Origin of the sequence: Polynucleobacter sp. MWH-UH24A (assembly GCF_018687475.1) — a bacterium.
Lineage (GTDB): Bacteria > Pseudomonadota > Gammaproteobacteria > Burkholderiales > Burkholderiaceae > Polynucleobacter.
On record NZ_CP061292.1, the window covers coordinates 1,270,383 to 1,287,636 of the forward strand.

Here is a 17,254-nt window from a genome sequence, read left to right on the forward strand (position 1 = left end):
GTTATGCAATTTCATGGGGGAAATATTGATGGATGCAACGAATGGGGTTTGGTGCGGCTTGCCCCAGACCACAAATCGAGGCATCAACCATGACGGTAGACAGATCCTCCAGGGTTGCTTGATCCCATGTGCTTGCTTGCATTAATTGTGCGGCTTTACTTGTACCAACCCGACATGGGGTGCACTGACCACAACTCTCATGCTCAAAGAAACGCATGACATTGAGCGCTGCATCGCGCGCCTTGTCTTGATGACTAAAGACCATCACGGCTGCAGAGCCGATAAAGCATCCATAAGGCTGCAAGGTATCAAAATCCAATGGAATGGTATTCATGGTGGCTGGCAAGATGCCGCCTGAGGCACCGCCAGGCAGGTACCCATAAAAGGTATGGCCCTCTTGCATGCCGCCGCAATACTCGTCAATCAATTCCTGAATGGTGATGCCAGCTGGTGCCAGTTTGACACCGGGATATTTCACCCGACCGCTCACGCTAAAGCTACGCAAGCCTTTGCGATCATGACGACCATAGGTGCTAAACCACTGCGGTCCACGCGTAATGATGTCGCGCACCCAATACAAGGTTTCAAAGTTATGCTCAAGCGTGGGTCGACCAAATAAGCCGACTTGCGCAATGTAAGGAGGACGCATTCTGGGCTCGCCCCGCTTACCCTCAATACTCTCAATCATGGCGGACTCTTCACCGCAGATATAGGCACCTGCACCACGACGCAACTCAATGAGCGGTAACTTAAAGGATGCATTTGCCTGAAGTTTTTTAATTTCAGCAGCGAGTAACTCGCGGCAACCATGGTACTCATCGCGCAGGTAAATGTAACAAGCATCAATCCCAACCACTCGCGCAGCAATCAACATTCCCTCAAGGAAACGATGGGGATCACGCTCTAGATAGGTGCGATCTTTGAATGTTCCTGGCTCACCCTCGTCAATATTGATTGCCATGAGTTTAGGTGCTGGTTGATCCTTCACAATCCGCCATTTACGCCCAGCTGGAAATCCTGCTCCACCAAGACCGCGTAAGCCAGAATCTTCCATTGCCTTAATGATGGCTTCAATCTCGCGTTTACCGCTATCAAACTCTTTCACCAAAGCGTAACCACCCTTTGCGCAGTACGCTTCATAACCCACATATGCGGGCGACACCTCATTGGCTTTTTGTTCTGGGCTTACGGCGTGCTCTGCAAAATCTGCGGGCTCGAATTGGGCATCATCCTTTGCCTTAGGGTGCATGAGCTGACGATTTTTAACCGCTTTCGATACCTTTTCCGCATCAGCAAACAATACAGGGTATTGATGCACCACAGCGACCGGGGCTTGCTCGCACCGACCCACGCAAGGAGCAGCAATGATCTTGGTCTTGGGATTGCCTAATATCGTTGGTAGGCGCTCCAATAACTGTTTGGCCCCAGCTAACTCGCATGACAATCCATCGCATACGCGCACTGTAATATCGGCAACCGGATCGTTACCGCGCACCACTTCAAAGTGATGATAGAAGGTCGCTACTTCATACACCTCAGCCATTGGCAAGTTCATCAGCTTTGCAAGTGCAACCAAATGACGATCATGCAAAGCACGGTATGCATCATTGAGTAGATGCAAGTTCTCAATCAGTAGGTCGCGACGATACGGACCATCACCGATGAGTTTCTTTACTTCGGCCAATGATGCATCGTCCGCCTGTCGCCCTTTTAATTTACTTTTTTGCCGAATTCGCTCACGAAGGTCATCCGCGCTTGCGATGGCAACCGCCTTGATTTCGTTGGAAGGCTTAGGGTGATTCATGCTGTTTTAGTCTCTCAGTCAGAATATAAATAGTTATTTAAAAGGTCGTACTGCATGGCCATTTAGTGGTTGAAATCAATGTAATTGATCTACCCCTGTAAGTAATTGATATGGCTCAAGATCTCTCGAATCAGGGTTAACCCTGAAGTTGGACACACAGACCAGTTTCTACCAAGCTAGATTAATTGGAACTGGGCAAAAAGGTATTGCTGTAATCCATTTCCCTCTCGCGGACACGGGCTTTAAAACAGGCCTCATAGTCGGGGGTTCCAACCCGCAACCCCACTGCCGTGCAATCCGCTTGTGCAGCGGACTGCACCGTGCCACAAGCTGATAAGCCAAAAGCACTGGCAAAGACCAATCCAGCAATCATCATTTTTGTTGTCATCGTTTGAGTCTATCACCTAAACCAGTTGCTTAATTAACAGGACCGATCCTGCAAATAGCAAAATACTGCCATACGCCAATTGCATATGATGAATACTCAAGAGTCGATGAGTTTTTGATCCGATCCATAGACCAATTACCATGCAGGGTACCAAAAACAATGCAAGACCCAAGACCTCCCAGTTCAATATCAGGCCCGTTACCAACATGAAGACTAAACGCAAGAACACGAAGATCAGAATGGCAAATGCCATGGTTGCGCGCAATGTATTGGGCTCGTTAAAGCGCATTGCTAAGTAGGATGCATAAATCGGTCCACCTGTAGCAAACAATGCCGTAAAAATCCCCCCTGCTACACCAAAAGGAATGGACCAATACTGTGAAATGGTTTGGATGGGGGCAGATTTTTTCTTAATCAAAACGCGAATTCCATTAAACGCTGCAAAGGCACCCAAGGTAATTAGTAAAGGCTCGGGCGGTGCCTTCAAGAGCAAGGTGATACCAATGACCATGCCAATGAAACTAAATGGCAGCAACCAAGAGAGCTCCCTCTTATCCGCCGCATCAAAAGACTTTGTACCCAAATAGAATGCCGCACACAGATCCAATATCACCATAATCGGTACTACAACCTGCAGGGGGAAAAATAACACCAGCACCGGTACTGAAATAATCGATGATCCAAATCCGGTCACCCCAAAAATGAAATACGCCACCAACACAATCGTGCAGGCGGCAATAAATGAGACGGGGCTAATTAACTCAAAAATAAATATTCTTTGTTCGTGTTATTTTTTACTACCCAAGGAAACACCCAACGGTATGCCGTCTTGATCGGCACCGCCCGCCTTGGATGTTCCTATGGTAATTCGTTCTGCTAAGTTAGGCTGCTGAGCAACCATCAACTCTTTTGCGCGATTAGCTCTTGCGCTTGCCAACTGCATTAGCTCCGCTTCGCTAATGGTATAACTTTGAATGAGCTCATTGCGAAGTTGCTGATAGCGGGCCTCGTTGTCTGGCAGGGAAATCAAACGCTGTGCCAACTGAATTCGGCCGACTTGTTGCCCATAGGCTGACCTTACTCCGGCTTGCACCCGAGGGTCGGAAAGACTCGGTATAGGAAGGGGTTCCTGAGGGCTTAATTTAAATCCAGCAGCATTCAAAATAGCGCGATCAGCACGCGCCCTTGCTAAGGCTGCCTTATCGGCACTCGGGTCATAAACGCCAACAAACTCAATCGTGGCATTGGGGCGTTTTACTAAAACACCCGCTAATTTATCGAGCTTCTCTTGATCAACCGGCAGATAAGAGCTCTCCCCCAATACTGCATGAATTGGTGCATCACTTTGAAGCCCCAATAAGGATGCCAATGCGCGAAACGGTGCGGTAACAATATTCGTTAGAACCGTTCGAATCGCTTGCCAAACGAGGCCGGTCGCCGAGAACTCGGGAGAATCTACGTTTCCCTTAATCCCCAAGGAAATATCAATTACGTTATCGGAGTCTTCTAATAAGGCAATGGCTAAGCGCAATGGTAAGCGCCGACCCTGAAAATTAGGCACCTCTTCCCCAAGTTCGATATCTTTGATCACAAATCGATTCTGACCAACCAGTTCAGCGTCTTTTGCCTTGTAGTTCAACATGAGATCTAAACGCCCATCTTGAATCGGATACCCAGCGTATTTCATGAAATAGGCATTAGCAGTTTTCAAAGGAACATTTTTAAACTCAAACAACACGTCATGGTTACGTCGGGGGTCATCAAACGCTGCCTGACCTTTTGCCCGAAAGCTGCCGCGATCGGCAATCAAGCCATCAAGAGCAATCGCAGCGTAACGGCCTGGAACGTTACTCACGCCAAGTAAAGAACCATTTAGCTTACGAATATCCGTTTGTAACTGCGGCACCACCCCCAAATCAGCAAAATGCACGATGCCGTTTCGTAATTTAAGTGCCTTAATATCAAGTTCAAAATTGGCTGATTTCTCCTCAACCGGACCCGTAGATGGTGTTGTGGTTGAAACTGGCTTAGCAAACATTCGACGAATGTTAGAGAACCCTTGCTCATCAAGGTCATACTTAAAGTCCGGCTGATCAAACTGAATCTCATCAATCGTGAGTGATGTTTTACCACTCGCCAACCGACGAAGATCAATTTGCTTGAAATCGGCTTGGTGCCACTTCATAAAGGCTTGCCTGGGCTTACCTTCCGTAATTTCAAAATTCTTGAGACTTAAATCACCGCTGGTTGACCATAAGCCTTGGCGAGTTTGATATTGCAATTTTCCAGCCATCACGCCCGAGTTCGTTTGCAATGGATTATTGGCTGGTAACAAAGTAATCATCGGGGCAACAGACAGGTTATCGATGGCCACATCGATCTTGATTAAATTTTGTTTAGGCTCCAGATGAAAAAGGAAATCCAATAAACCCGCATCAAGTTTGAGATTTAACTTTGCCTCAAGCTGATCGGATTCTGGACTGCTAACTCCTCCTGATGCTTGAACCTTTTCAAAAACCACCATCTTATTGAGCGACGGAATCAGTAAATCGACTTTACCGAGATCGAGCTCATACAACCCTTCAACCCCAGGCTCATCGGATGCCTGTCGATAATTACTGAGTTGCCGAAGATTGAGGGAAAATGGCCCCAAGTCATCCGCAAACTTAGTTTGCCCATCGCGAAATTGAAGACGTGCCCCTTGAATTGCTAGACGATCGACCGATACTTTGATTGCCTTCGGTTTGGCCTCAGTCGATGGTGGCTTTTGTGTATTGATTGTCTCAATCAGTTGCATCCAGTTCCACTTCGATCCAGCGCCTGCTGCACGCTCAAGCAAAATCGATGGATTCGTTAGCTGGAGATCCTGGACCCCCAACTCTCCAGTAATTAATTTGCTCCAGCGCAAGCGAATTAAGCCAGTATCTAAGCCAAATAGTTGCTTGCCTTGAATCTGGTCAAGGCGTAAGCCTTGTACCTGAACCGCTAATTGAAAGGGTTTGACATCAATCGATTGAATCTGAATTGAATAGCCCAGTTGCTGGCTGTATCCCTCAATTTGCTTTTTGATCCACGTGGGCGCCCAAGTGACACCAATCAACCAAAATAGACTGGCCAAGATTGCCAGTACCACGCCCGATATGAGTGCGATGCGAAGGGGTCGATTACTGGGCAATCGCATCAATTTGTAATTAGCCCCAAAAAATCTTTTTCATCTCCGGCGACCCAATGACCGATTGCAAGCTCATAAATGTGAGGTAAGGCAATACGATTAACCAATAAATCAAACTGAGTGCCAGTATATGAATCGGGTCACCATTTCCAAAATTAGCTAATGAGCTAATAAATCCTCGGTGGTGGATCCAACCATCCAAACCGGATTCGAGAGCACTCAACAAAATAACGATACCTAGGTAGACAATCGAGCGAAGTAGGATCTGTCCAATCAGTGGCTTATCGCGCCTACTCTCGATCGGATAAAGTGCCTGACCCATAAGCATAAACTTGGCACACAAAAAAGCTTTGATCAAGGCGAAACTAAGCGGTGCATAAGGAATTCCATCGTGCCGCAAGATGGAGTAACTTAAAAACGAGAGTGCAGAAAACCAGATTGCAAAGTAAATAAAAAGAATGAAAATTTTCTTAAGTTCAGCGCTAAATTTGGAATGCATGTCAAGGTTATTCATAGAACAATAATGACCGAAACCATTGAATGTAATGTGTCAAAAAAAATGACTACAACTTAATCTTGAGACGATACGCAATTTCTCCAATAATTCCTCGTCTGAATGCAAGAACGCAGACCACAAAAATTGCTCCGGTAGTGATTGTGCTCCACCCGCCTAAGTTGGCTAAGTAATTTTGCAGATTGATGATGACAGCAGCGCCTGCAACAGGTCCCCACAATGTTCCAATGCCGCCCAAAATAGTCATCAACACTGCCTCACCAGACGTGTGCCAAAAGACATCAGATAAGGATGCTAATTGCAGTACTAAGCTTTTTAATCCACCGCCTAATCCTGCTAAACCGGCCGATAAGGTAAATGCAATTAATTTATACCGATTTACATCGTATCCAAGGGAAATGGCTCGCGGTTCATTCTCGCGAATGGATTTCAAGACCTGGCCAAACGGGGAACTAACAATGCGCTTAATCAGAAAGAATGCGATAACAAATACGACCAAGGCAAAGTAATACATCGGGGTGGAGGTTGAAAGATCAATCAAACCCAAGAACTTTCCTCTGGGTACCCCTTGGATGCCATCTTCACCATTGGTAAAGGGTACTTGAGTTGCCAAGAAATAGATTACTTGTGCCAACGCTAAAGTAATCATTGCAAAGTAAATTCCTTGGCGACGAATTGCCAAGGCCCCAAAGATATATCCCAAAGCAGTTGAGCAAAGCACTCCCATGATGAGGCCTAATTCAGGTGTAAAGCCCCACTCCTTCATCACGTACGCTGTAATGTAAGCACCCGTTCCAAAGAATGCCGCATGACCAAACGACAGGAGGCCCGCGTAACCCAGTAACAAATTAAGAGAAGCTGCAAAGATAGCAAAACAAAAGACTTTCATCATGAACAGATCGTAGACAATGCCCTGAAAAGGTACGATTGCCAAGAAAGCAATGATGACGATTGAAATCTTGTCGAGTGGGGATAGCGTTGGCTTCATGATTAATTCGACTTACCAAATAAGCCTGCGGGTTTTATTAAGAGCACAATGATCATGATGATGAAGATTGATACGGATGAAGCTTGGGGGTAGAAAACCTTTGTTAGTCCCTCCACAATCCCCAGACCAAGACCAGTCACAATGGCACCCGCAATCGAGCCCATACCGCCAATCACCACTACGGCAAAGACGACAATGATCAGATTCGATCCCATCACTGCGGTAACTTGATAAACCGGGGCTGCCATCACACCCGCAAATGCCGCTAAAGCGCAACCCGCCCCATAGGTAAGCGTCACGATCAGCGGTACGTTCACACCAAGCGCTTGCAAAAGACGTGGGTTTTCTGTGCCTGCTCGCAATAGGCTACCCAAGCTTGTACGTTCAATGAAATACCAAGTTGCAAAGCAAACGATTAAAGCTAAGAACACCACCCACAGTCGGTAATACGGCAAGAATAGTTCAGCCACCCGGATACCGCCTTTTAGGACATCAGGCACCGGATAACTATTTCCTAATACGCCGTACCAATGTCGAAATAAACCCTCAATGACCAAAGCCAAACCAAAGGTCAGTAAGAGCCCATACAAATGATCAAGGTGATAAAGACGCTTTAGCATCGTTTTTTCAATCACGATGCTAAAAAGTCCTACGATCAGTGGCGCCAGAATCAAAGCCACAAAATAATTAACCTCAAACTCTGGCATTCCAATCCACTGACCCACTTGAGTTAAGCCGATCCAAGTCAGCATGGCGCCCAACATATATTGAGCTCCATGGGTGAAATTAATCACATTGAGAAGTCCAAAGATGACTGCAAGACCTAGACTTAGTAATGCATAAAACGAACCATTGATTAAACCAATCAATAGTTGCGAGACTAAGGCTTGCGGTGTAATCCCAAGAAGCTCAAACATGAATCAATTCACCTTTGATTACTTAGTAACGTATTTGCACTTCGATTGAGCCAAGGGCAACGTTGCATCTTTTGCAGCAATTACTTTAACAACTTTTGCTACATCATTGGGTCCCTTCGACTCATTTGGCTTCTTCACTTCAAGCAAGTACATATCGTGTTCAAACTTACCATCAGCACGAATCCTGCCCTTGAATAAACCGTCGTTAATCTCAACCGACTTCATTTGCTTCATGACCGCATCCGAATTATCGGTTTTAGTGACTTCAATAGCTTTCAGATATTGCATCGTGGCTGAATAAACACCCGCTTGAACCGAGGTTGGTGCTTTGCCTTTGAACTCTTTCATGAAGCGCTCAGCAAACTTGCGATTGGAGTCATTAAAGTCCCAGTACCAGCCTACAGTAAAGTTCATGCCTTGGGTTGTTTTTAATCCCAACGCTTGAATATCACTAATAAACATGAGCAGGGGCACAACGGTTTGCTTCGAACCCATAATGCCTAGCTCAGCGGCTTGTTTAATCGATCCGATCGTGTCACCACCGGCATTGGCTAAACCAATCACTTCAGCCTTCGAGGATTGTGCCTGAGCCATGAATGATGAAAAATCTTGGGTATTAATTGGGTGCTTCACACTACCCAATACTTTTCCACCGTTGGCTAGTACCACCTCAGTTGTGTCACGCTCTAATGTATGTCCAAAGGCATAGTCGGCAGTAACAAAGAACCATGTCTTCTTTCCAGAGTCCACCACTGCCTTACCAGTACCGCGTGAGAGCGCATAGGTGTCATACACGTAGTGAATACTGTATGGCGTACATTTCTCATTGGTAATGGGCAATGAAGCCGCGCCAGTCACAATCGATACGCGTTTAAATTGCTCAGCTACCTCCATCGCAGCTAAGGCTGAAGCGGTCGAAACGTTACCGACGATCATGTCGACCTTATCTTTCTCAAACATCTCGCGGGCTTTTGAACCAGATAAATCAGCTTTGGACTGAGTATCTGCAGAGGTAATCACGATTTTGCGGCCCAATACTTGACCACCAAAGTCACGAGCAGCCATTTGAGCGGCAAGTACGGCGCCAGGTCCCTCAATCGCAGAATAGATACCAGAAAGGTCTGTTAATACCCCGATACGAATCTCGTTATCCGAGACGGTTTGTGCTTTTGCAGGAATAGCCGCTGTCAAAAAGGCAGCGGATACGAGCGCAGCGATTGCAGTTTTTTTCATTTGAACTTCTCCTTTTAAACTTTTACCACCTTTTCACAACTAAACACCCAACAGAATCTTGAGCTCCTCTTGACTAGCTTCGAGTTGATGTCTCTCCACCATTTTTACAACTTGCCCATGCTCAATCACATAGTTTCTATCAGCGAGCTTTGAGGCAAATCGAAAATTTTGTTCAACCAACACAATCGTAAATCCACGTTCTTTTAATACTTTTACAACCTCGCTTAGTTTCTGAATAATGACTGGCGCAAGACCTTCGGTAATCTCATCGAGAAGCAGTAAGTTAGCTCCCGTTCGCAAAATGCGGGCAATCGCCAGCATCTGTTGCTCGCCACCGGAGAGTTTGCCGCCAGGACTTGAGCGCCGCTCATAGAGGTTCGGAAACATCGCATAAATATCGTCAACGCTCATCGCCATACCCTTGCCAACTTTGGGCGGCAGCATTAAATTTTGCTCACAGGTCAAGCTAGTAAAAATACCGCGCTCTTCAGGGCAATAACCGATACCGAGCTTTGCCACGCGATAGGTTGGCATCCCGATCACCTCTTGCCCATTGACCTGGATCGAACCAGTGCGCTGACCAACAAGGCCCAAGATCGCCCTTAAAGTCGTCGTGCGGCCAGCGCCGTTGCGACCTAATAAACAAACCACCTCGCCAGGATGAACCGTTAGATTAATGCCATGCAAGACGTGGGACTCGCCATACCAAGCATTGAGATCATGAATTTCAAGTGCGGCGCTCATGGTATTTAGTGACCTTGCAACTCAGTATCGGCAGTACCCATGTATGCCTCCATGACCTGTGGATTTCTAGATACTTGCTCATAGGGGCCCTCCGCAATTACCTCACCACGTTGCAGTACGGAAATCGTATGTGCGATGTTCGCAACTACTTTCATGTTGTGCTCTACCATTAATACCGTCCGGCCTTTTGCAACCTGCTTAATTAACTCGGTGACCAAATTAACATCTTCATGACCCATTCCTTGAGTTGGCTCATCAAGCAACATGAGTTCGGGGTTCATGGCAACGGTTGCGGCAATTTCTAAAGCGCGCTTGCGGCCATACGGAAGATTGACCGCCAACTCATCAGCAAAGCGGTCGAGGCCCACTTGGCGTAATGCATCCATCGCACGATCGTTTAGAACATCCAATGAGCGTTCGCTTTTCCAAAAATAAAAAGAGGTGCCAAGCTGTTGCTGCAAACCAATACGCACATTTTCTAAGGCAGTCATATGGGGAAAGACTGCAGAGATTTGAAAGGAACGAATAATGCCGCGCTTCGCAATTTGCGCAGGTTTCTCTTTGGTAATGTCTTGACCATTAAACGTAATGCTGCCCTTAGTGGGTTCTAAGAATTTTGTTAGCAAATTAAAGCAGGTGGTCTTCCCCGCTCCATTCGGACCGATTAATGCATGAATGCTGCCGCGTTTCACATTCAAATTGACATCATGAACTGCAGTAAATCCAAAAAATGATTTGGTTAAGTGCGCTGTGGTCAAAATGAAACCATCTACATCCTGCATAAACGATCCTAGAAGCCTGAATTGACTAAGAATAGTGGATCAACGTATTGCCCTGTATAGCGAAAACCCTAATCAAGGCTGCTTTGTTTGGCAAAAATCAATGGGTTAGGCCAAATCGCTCGGATTACAATGGGTCATGTACTTTAATCTCACCCCTGAGTTCATTGCTCTTCGGGATAAAACCCGAGACTTTATTACTCAAAAAGTGATCCCTTTTGAGGGCGATGCCCGAGAAACGGCACATGGCCCCACCCCCGAGTTACGCCAAGAATTAATTGCATTAGCTAAAGCGGCTGGTCTACTAACTCCCCATGCGTCCATTAAGCATGGCGGCTTAGGTTTAAGTCATGTCGCTAAAGCCATTGTTTTTGAAGAGGCTGGCTACTCGCGCCTCGGACCTATTGCAATGAACATTCATGCACCCGACGAAGGCAACATTCATTTGATGGAACAGGTGGCCAGTCCCGCTCAACAAGCGCGGTGGTTGCTCCCTCAAGTGCAAGGAAAACTGCGCTCCTGCTTTGCCATGACCGAGCCTGCACCCGGAGCTGGCTCGGACCCATCCATGTTATTAACCACAGCGACTCGAGACGGCAATGACTATGTGATTAACGGACGTAAATGGTTTATTACCGGTGCTGATGGCTCGGATTACGTCATCATCATGGCGCGTACTGAAGATAATCAGGCAACCATGTTTTTATCCGATATGAATGCGCCCGGCATTGAGATTGAGCGCAATATGGAATCTATGGATCAATGCTTTGCTGGCGGTCATAGTGTTTTGCGCTTTACTAATTTGCGCATCCCCGCCGATCAGATCTTAGGTGAACTCGGTAAGGGATTTCGGTATGCCCAAGTTCGCTTAGCGCCTGCACGACTCACGCATTGCATGCGCTGGTTAGGTCAAGCCCGTCGTGCCCATGATATTGCTCTTGCCTATGCCCAAAAACGCCAAGCCTTTGGACAACGTTTAGGGGATCACGAAGGGGTTGGATTCATGTTGGCGGATAACGATATGGATTTACAAACTGCGCGCTTACATATTTTGCATACTGCTTGGCTATTGGATCAGGGACAAAAATGCAATTACGAATCCAGTCGGGCAAAAGTTGTTTGTTCTGAAGCGCAGTGGCGCGTAGTTGATCGTTGTGTGCAAATAATGGGCGGTCAAGGTGTAACTGGCGAGTCGGCCGTGATGCGAATCTTTACCGATATGCGTGCTTTTCGGATCTACGATGGTCCCAGTGAAGTTCACCGTTGGAGCATGGCTCGTAAATTACTTGATCAAACACGATGAGCTCATCGCCCACTGAACGTTTTCGTCTCGACGGACAAGTGGCCGTGGTGACGGGTGCATCAAGTGGCATTGGCCGACACTGCAGTCTTTTATTAGCAAACGCTGGTGCTAAAGTCGCTCTCGCCTCTCGCAATATAAAAGAGCTTGAATTATTGGCAAAGGAGATTGTCAGCGCTGGAGGTCATGCCAAAGCTTTTCACTTGGATGTGACCCAGCAGTCCAGTGTGACGCAATGCTTCACGCAAATCACTTCGTGGGCACGGCCAACCATCGTGATTAATAATGCAGGCGTTTCTGTCACCAAGAGTTTGTTAGAGCAAACTGAAGCGGATTGGGATAGGGTTGTGGATACCAACCTAAAAGGGGTCTGGCTAGTAGCTACTGAAGCGGCACGCACGATGGTAGCTACAAAGACTGCAGGCTCCATTATTAATATGGCATCCATTCTTGGGGAACGCCAAATTAATGGGGTTGCCCCATATGCCATCTCTAAAGCGGGGGTTATCCAAGTGACCAAAACGATGGCGCTTGAGCTCGCCCGTTATCAAATTCGGGTAAATGCCATCCTGCCAGGTTACGTGATCACCGATCTCAACCGAGAATTTTTGCAAAGTGAGTTGGGCGAGAAGCTACGCATGCGTATTCCTAGTCGACGCTTTAACGAACCAGAAGATTTGGATGGCCCTATTTTGCTTCTTGCCTCAGCAGCTGGTCAGGGGATGTCAGGCAGCACCCTAGTTGTCGATGGAGCCCATTTAGTTAGCTCCTTGTAAGGTAGATTGTGGATCAGTCGATCAATCATCCTCGGTTGCGTACTTATCTTGGTCAACTTGGTTTAGATACCCGTTCGATCGAAATTGAATCACTTGTTGGCGGTCAATCCAACCCAACCTACAAAATTAGGTGTGGCTCCGACTGCGTGGTGCTGCGTAAAAAACCCTCTGGCAAGCTATTGCCCTCCGCCCACGCGATTGAACGGGAATACCGCGTCATGAGTGCCCTAGCATCAACCGCTGTACCAGTTCCCAAAATGCTCGCGCTGTGTGAGGATGAGTCACTGATTGGCACCCCTTTCTATTTAATGTCTTATCTAGCTGGGCAGGTATTTCATGATCAATCGCTTCCGCAAATGAGTTCTATCGAGCGGGGAGCGATCTACGACGAAATGAATCGAGTGCTGGCTGCGATTCATCAATTGGATTACCGCCAAATTGGTTTGGAGAGTTTTGGCAAACCCGGTAATTATTTTGCGAGGCAGGTAAGTCGTTGGTCAAAGCAAGTGCAGGAAACCACTATTCCAATACCAAGCGCCCTGGCACAACTCATTGAATGGCTTCCTCATCACATTCCGAGCGATGATGAAACCACCCTCGTACACGGTGACTTTCGTCTAGATAACCTCGTGTTCCATCCTAAGGATCACACGATCATGGGTGTGCTCGATTGGGAGCTCTCAACCTTGGGTCATCCGCTGGCAGACCTTTCCTATCAATGCATGGCCTGGAGAATCCCTCCCGCTTTATGGCGCGGCATTGGTGGCCTTGACCTGCAGTATCTTGGGATTCCGTCTGAAGAAGATTACATCAAAGCGTATGAAGTGCGTACCGGACGCAATGCTAATGCGGATTGGAACTTTTATATGGCATATAACTTTTTTCGGATTGCAGCCATCTTGCATGGCGTTGCGCAACGCGCCGTGGACGGTAATGCCAGCGCCCAAGATGCCGCTGAGAATGGTAAAAAAGCGGGGCTTTTAGCTGAAATTGGTTTACAGGGCTTAGGGATTCATTAAATCGGCCAAGCCATCGTTCATGGCTTTTGCAACATCAGCGCCAGCACAAATTGTTTGCACAAGCCCTGCGACGTGTGGCAACACTTCATGGGTATAAAAAATAGCACTCGCTTTTTTCTGGGATGCAAATCCATTTTGACCAGAATAACTTGGGCTATTCACGATTAAGGCTGATTTTGCTAAGAGCCAGCCACCACAAAGAATGCCAAACGAACGCAATAATGGGTACGCACCTGCCAAGGTGGCTTGCGGTTGATCATTGTGCGCAGTGAGCAGCCAATTTAGGGCCTTAGCGAGTGCTTGAGTCGCCTTATGCAATTCGTGGCCGATTAACTGGAGATCAGGATCGGTATGGTTTTGACACGCTTGTGCTTCAGCCTCAATCTCTGCAATTAGTTTTCGTGCCTCGACACCATCATCGCGAATAATTTTTCGTCCAAGCAAATCGCCAGCCTGAATGCCAGTTGTTCCCTCATAAATGGTAGTGATGCGCGCATCGCGTAAATGTTGAGCAGCACCCGTCTCTTCGATATAACCCATCCCACCATGCACTTGCACTCCCAAGGACGCAATTTCAATCGCTTGCTCCGTAGACCAGGCTTTAACAATGGGGGTTAAAAAATCAACACGACGTTGGCTACTTTGGCGAATCGCCTCATCAGGATGCTTTTGAGCAAAATCCACTTCAGCCGCCGCAATGTAGGCCAAGGCTCGCATGGCCTCGGTTTGGGTTTTCATCAGCATGAGCATCCGCTGGACGTCAGCATGATGCAAGATCGGTAATTTGCCGCTCTTTTGAGGGACCTTACCCTGTACGCGCTCTTTGGCATATTCGGCAGCCTGCTGATACGCACGCTCGGCAACTGCAACACCTTCAAGACCAACCGCTAGACGCGCATTGTTCATCATCGTGAACATATATTCCAAGCCACGGTTTTCCTCGCCCACCAAATAACCGATTGCTCCGCCAGCTTCCCCAAAAGACATTACTGCGGTGGGGCTTGCGTGTATCCCAAGCTTATGTTCAATCGAAGCACACTGCACATCATTGCGTGGACCCAAGCTACCATCGGCATTCACCAAGAACTTAGGTACGATAAATAGAGAAATTCCTTTTACGCCAGCCGGTGCATTTGGCAAACGTGCCAATACCAAATGCACGATATTTTCAGTAAGGTCATGCTCACCATAGGTAATAAAGATTTTGGTACCGGTAATTAAATAGTGATCGCCATTGGGGATCGCTTTGGTACTAACGGCTGACAAATCCGATCCGGCTGCTGGCTCGGTTAAGTTCATCGTACCCGCCCACTCACCCGAAATCAATTTTGGCAAATAAATTGATTGCTGATTTGCAGTTGCATGGTGCTCAATCGCCTCAATAGCACCCGCGGTCAGCATGGGGCATAGCATGAATGCCATATTGGCAGAGTGCCACATCTCATTGACGGGGGTAGCGAGCGATGCAGGCAAACCCTGCCCTCCAAAATTAGGATTTGCTGCTAAAGAAATCCATCCCGCTTCGATATATTGCTGATAGGCATCCTTAAACCCACTTGGAGTTTTCACAACGGCATGCTCCAAGATACAGCCCTCTTGATCGCCCGTCCAATTGATGGGGCTTAAGACCTGATTCGCAAACTTAGAGGCTTCCTCCAAAATCGTATTGACTAAATCATCATCCACTTCTTCATAGCCTGGTAAGGCCTGAATTCTGGAGAGCGGGATGAGCTGATGCACAATAAAGTGCATATCAGCCAGCGGGGCGCGATAGTCAACCGGCATAATTAAACATCAATGGCTGTGGCTGAACCGGCGCGCTTACGCAATTCAAATTTCTGAATCTTTCCAGTTGCTGTTTTAGGTATCTCACCAAAGACCACTGCACGAGGCACCTTAAAACCAGCGAGGTGTTTTTTGCAATGCTCCAGAATTTCTTCTGGGGTGGGATTCGCACCGGCCTTCAGTTCAATGAATGCGCATGGAGTCTCGCCCCACTTTGAATCCGGTTTTGCAACGACCGCTGCAGCTAAAACTGCAGGGTGCCGGTACAACACATCTTCAACCTCAATGCTGGAGATATTTTCTCCACCAGAAATGATGATGTCTTTACTACGGTCCTTAATTTTGATGTACCCATCGGGATACATGACGGCTAGGTCGCCCGAATGAAACCACCCTCCTGCAAACGCTTCTTGCGTTGCTTTTTCATTCTTCAGATAACCTTTCATCGCGATATTGCCCCGAAACATAATTTCGCCCATTGTCTCGCCATCGGCTGGGACGGGTTGCATCGTTTCGGGATCCATCACTAAAGCGGCATGTTGCAAGTGATACCGAACACCTTGTCGCGCATTTAATCGAGCGCGCTCTCCCACATCCACCGAGGTCCAATCATCATGCTTGACACACACTGAAGCGGGACCATAAGTCTCAGTTAAACCATATACATGGGTAATATCAAACCCCATCTTTTCCATGCCCTCAATCATGGCTGCTGGCGGTGCTGCACCGGCAACCATAGCGCTCACACGATGGGCAATCCTTTCTTTTAAATCATCGGGGGCATTAATGAGCATGTTATGAACAATCGGCGCACCACAATAATGGGTCACTTGGTGTTCGCGAATCGCATCAAATATCTGCTTCGCGTCGACTTTACGTAAGCAGACATTAATGCCTGCTCGTGCGGCAACAGTCCATGGAAAACACCAACCATTGCAATGAAATAATGGCAATACCCATAAATACACAGGATGGCGTGGCATGTCCCACTCCAAAATATTTGAGATCGCATTGGTATAGGCGCCCCGATGTGAGTACACCACACCTTTTGGATTGCCCGTTGTGCCAGAGGTGTAGTTCAGGCAGATGGAGTCCCATTCATCGCTTGGGAGTTGATATGAAAACTCTGGATCTCCCTTGGCAATAAATTGCTCATATTCAATCGAACCAATTGCTTTACCGGAACCCGAATACAAAGCATCACTTACATCGATGACATACGGTAATGGAAGCTTTTTCTCGTGAAGAATTACTAATGCGGCTTGCATCACTCCAGAAAATTCAGGGTCAATCAATACGACCTTGGCTTCGCCATGCTCAAGCATAAATGCAATAGCAGACGCATCCAAACGAGTATTGAGTGCGCATAGAACTGCGCCGGTCATCGGAATTGCAAAGTGCGCCTCAACCATCGCTGGAATATTTGGCAACATCACGGCGACGGTATCAAAACGTTGAATTCCGTGCTGAGTAAGCGCAGAAGCAAACCGACGGCAGCGCGCGTAGGTTTCTGACCAGGTGCGCGTCACACTCCCATGAATCACTGCTGGCCTTTGTGGGTAGACCAATGCAGCACGTTCAATAAAGGTCAGCGGAGACTGAGCAACGTAATTCGCAGGGTTTTTATCAAGCCCTTGGGTGAAGATGGAAGATTTCATCTCGGAATCCTCTTTCTGGGATTATCGAATGCAAACAAAGAACTCATTGGCGGAGAGGGCGGGATTCGAACCCGCGGTAGGCTATTAACCTACACACGCTTTCCAGGCGTGCGACTTAAACCGCTCATCCACCTCTCCGAAACCGTTCATTATACGGTTCGAAGAGTGTTGAATGAT

General features: G+C 47.3%; 15 protein-coding genes and 1 tRNA gene. 3 read left to right on the plus strand and 13 right to left on the minus strand.

Features of this window, described 5'->3' with window-relative positions:
- Position 1: 1 nt before the first annotated feature.
- From ICV32_RS06660 to ICV32_RS06705, 10 genes are all read right to left on the minus strand, one after another.
- Positions 2–1,804, minus strand: a complete 1,803-nt coding sequence (locus tag ICV32_RS06660; protein ID WP_215369398.1) for an NADH-ubiquinone oxidoreductase-F iron-sulfur binding region domain-containing protein — start codon at positions 1,802–1,804, stop codon at positions 2–4.
- 181 nt (positions 1,805–1,985) lie between these two features.
- A complete protein-coding gene (locus ICV32_RS06665; protein ID WP_215369400.1) occupies positions 1,986–2,192 on the minus strand; it encodes a hypothetical protein in 207 nt (68 codons plus the stop codon).
- A 16-nt stretch (positions 2,193–2,208) separates the two neighbouring features.
- Positions 2,209–2,907: a sulfite exporter TauE/SafE family protein gene (locus ICV32_RS06670; protein ID WP_215369402.1), complete on the minus strand. Its 699-nt coding sequence runs from the start codon at positions 2,905–2,907 to the stop codon at positions 2,209–2,211.
- Between the two features lie 72 nt (positions 2,908–2,979).
- Positions 2,980–5,373: a DUF748 domain-containing protein gene (locus ICV32_RS06675; protein WP_215369410.1), complete on the minus strand. Its 2,394-nt coding sequence runs from the start codon at positions 5,371–5,373 to the stop codon at positions 2,980–2,982.
- A 10-nt stretch (positions 5,374–5,383) separates the two neighbouring features.
- A complete protein-coding gene (locus tag ICV32_RS06680; protein ID WP_215369413.1) occupies positions 5,384–5,863 on the minus strand; it encodes a hypothetical protein in 480 nt (159 codons plus the stop codon).
- A 64-nt stretch (positions 5,864–5,927) separates the two neighbouring features.
- Positions 5,928–6,866, minus strand: a complete 939-nt coding sequence (locus ICV32_RS06685) for a branched-chain amino acid ABC transporter permease (RefSeq protein WP_215369415.1) — start codon at positions 6,864–6,866, stop codon at positions 5,928–5,930.
- Between the two features lie 2 nt (positions 6,867–6,868).
- Complete coding sequence (locus ICV32_RS06690) at positions 6,869–7,783, minus strand: branched-chain amino acid ABC transporter permease (RefSeq protein ID WP_215369418.1); 915 nt, start codon at positions 7,781–7,783, stop codon at positions 6,869–6,871.
- An 18-nt stretch (positions 7,784–7,801) separates the two neighbouring features.
- Positions 7,802–9,016 (minus strand): ABC transporter substrate-binding protein, encoded by a 1,215-nt coding sequence (locus tag ICV32_RS06695; protein ID WP_215369420.1) that lies wholly within the window; start codon positions 9,014–9,016, stop codon positions 7,802–7,804.
- A 39-nt stretch (positions 9,017–9,055) separates the two neighbouring features.
- Entirely contained in the window at positions 9,056–9,760 is a 705-nt protein-coding gene (locus tag ICV32_RS06700) for an ABC transporter ATP-binding protein (RefSeq protein WP_215369427.1), read from the minus strand.
- Between the two features lie 5 nt (positions 9,761–9,765).
- Positions 9,766–10,542 carry an ABC transporter ATP-binding protein gene (locus tag ICV32_RS06705; protein ID WP_215369430.1) on the minus strand — a complete coding sequence of 259 codons (777 nt, stop codon included), beginning with the start codon at positions 10,540–10,542 and terminating at the stop codon, positions 9,766–9,768.
- A 136-nt stretch (positions 10,543–10,678) separates the two neighbouring features.
- Between ICV32_RS06705 and ICV32_RS06710 the strand changes: the two genes are divergently transcribed.
- The 3 genes from ICV32_RS06710 to ICV32_RS06720 are packed head-to-tail and all read left to right on the plus strand — an operon-like array spanning position 10,679 to position 13,634.
- Positions 10,679–11,842: an acyl-CoA dehydrogenase family protein gene (locus ICV32_RS06710; RefSeq protein WP_215369443.1), complete on the plus strand. Its 1,164-nt coding sequence runs from the start codon at positions 10,679–10,681 to the stop codon at positions 11,840–11,842.
- The gene (locus tag ICV32_RS06715; RefSeq protein WP_215369453.1) at positions 11,839–12,615 is read left to right on the plus strand and encodes an SDR family NAD(P)-dependent oxidoreductase; all 777 of its coding nucleotides are present in this window, start codon (positions 11,839–11,841) and stop codon (positions 12,613–12,615) included. Before ICV32_RS06710 ends, ICV32_RS06715 begins: the two co-directional genes overlap by 4 nt.
- A 35-nt stretch (positions 12,616–12,650) precedes the next feature.
- On the plus strand, positions 12,651–13,634 hold the full coding sequence (locus ICV32_RS06720; RefSeq protein WP_251371824.1) for a phosphotransferase family protein: 984 nt from the start codon (positions 12,651–12,653) through the stop codon (positions 13,632–13,634).
- Here the strand turns inward: ICV32_RS06720 and ICV32_RS06725 are convergent.
- The 3 genes from ICV32_RS06725 to ICV32_RS06735 all read right to left on the minus strand — a co-directional run bounded on the left by ICV32_RS06725 (position 13,620) and on the right by ICV32_RS06735 (position 17,215).
- Positions 13,620–15,419 (minus strand): acyl-CoA dehydrogenase, encoded by a 1,800-nt coding sequence (locus tag ICV32_RS06725; RefSeq protein ID WP_215369455.1) that lies wholly within the window; start codon positions 15,417–15,419, stop codon positions 13,620–13,622. The two genes, ICV32_RS06720 and ICV32_RS06725, sit on opposite strands and share 15 nt — an antisense overlap.
- Positions 15,420–15,421: 2 nt before the next feature.
- The gene (locus tag ICV32_RS06730) at positions 15,422–17,077 is read right to left on the minus strand and encodes an acyl-CoA synthetase (RefSeq protein WP_215369457.1); all 1,656 of its coding nucleotides are present in this window, start codon (positions 17,075–17,077) and stop codon (positions 15,422–15,424) included.
- A 47-nt stretch (positions 17,078–17,124) separates the two neighbouring features.
- Positions 17,125–17,215 (minus strand) — tRNA-Ser (locus ICV32_RS06735).
- Between the last annotated feature and the right edge of the window lie 39 nt (positions 17,216–17,254).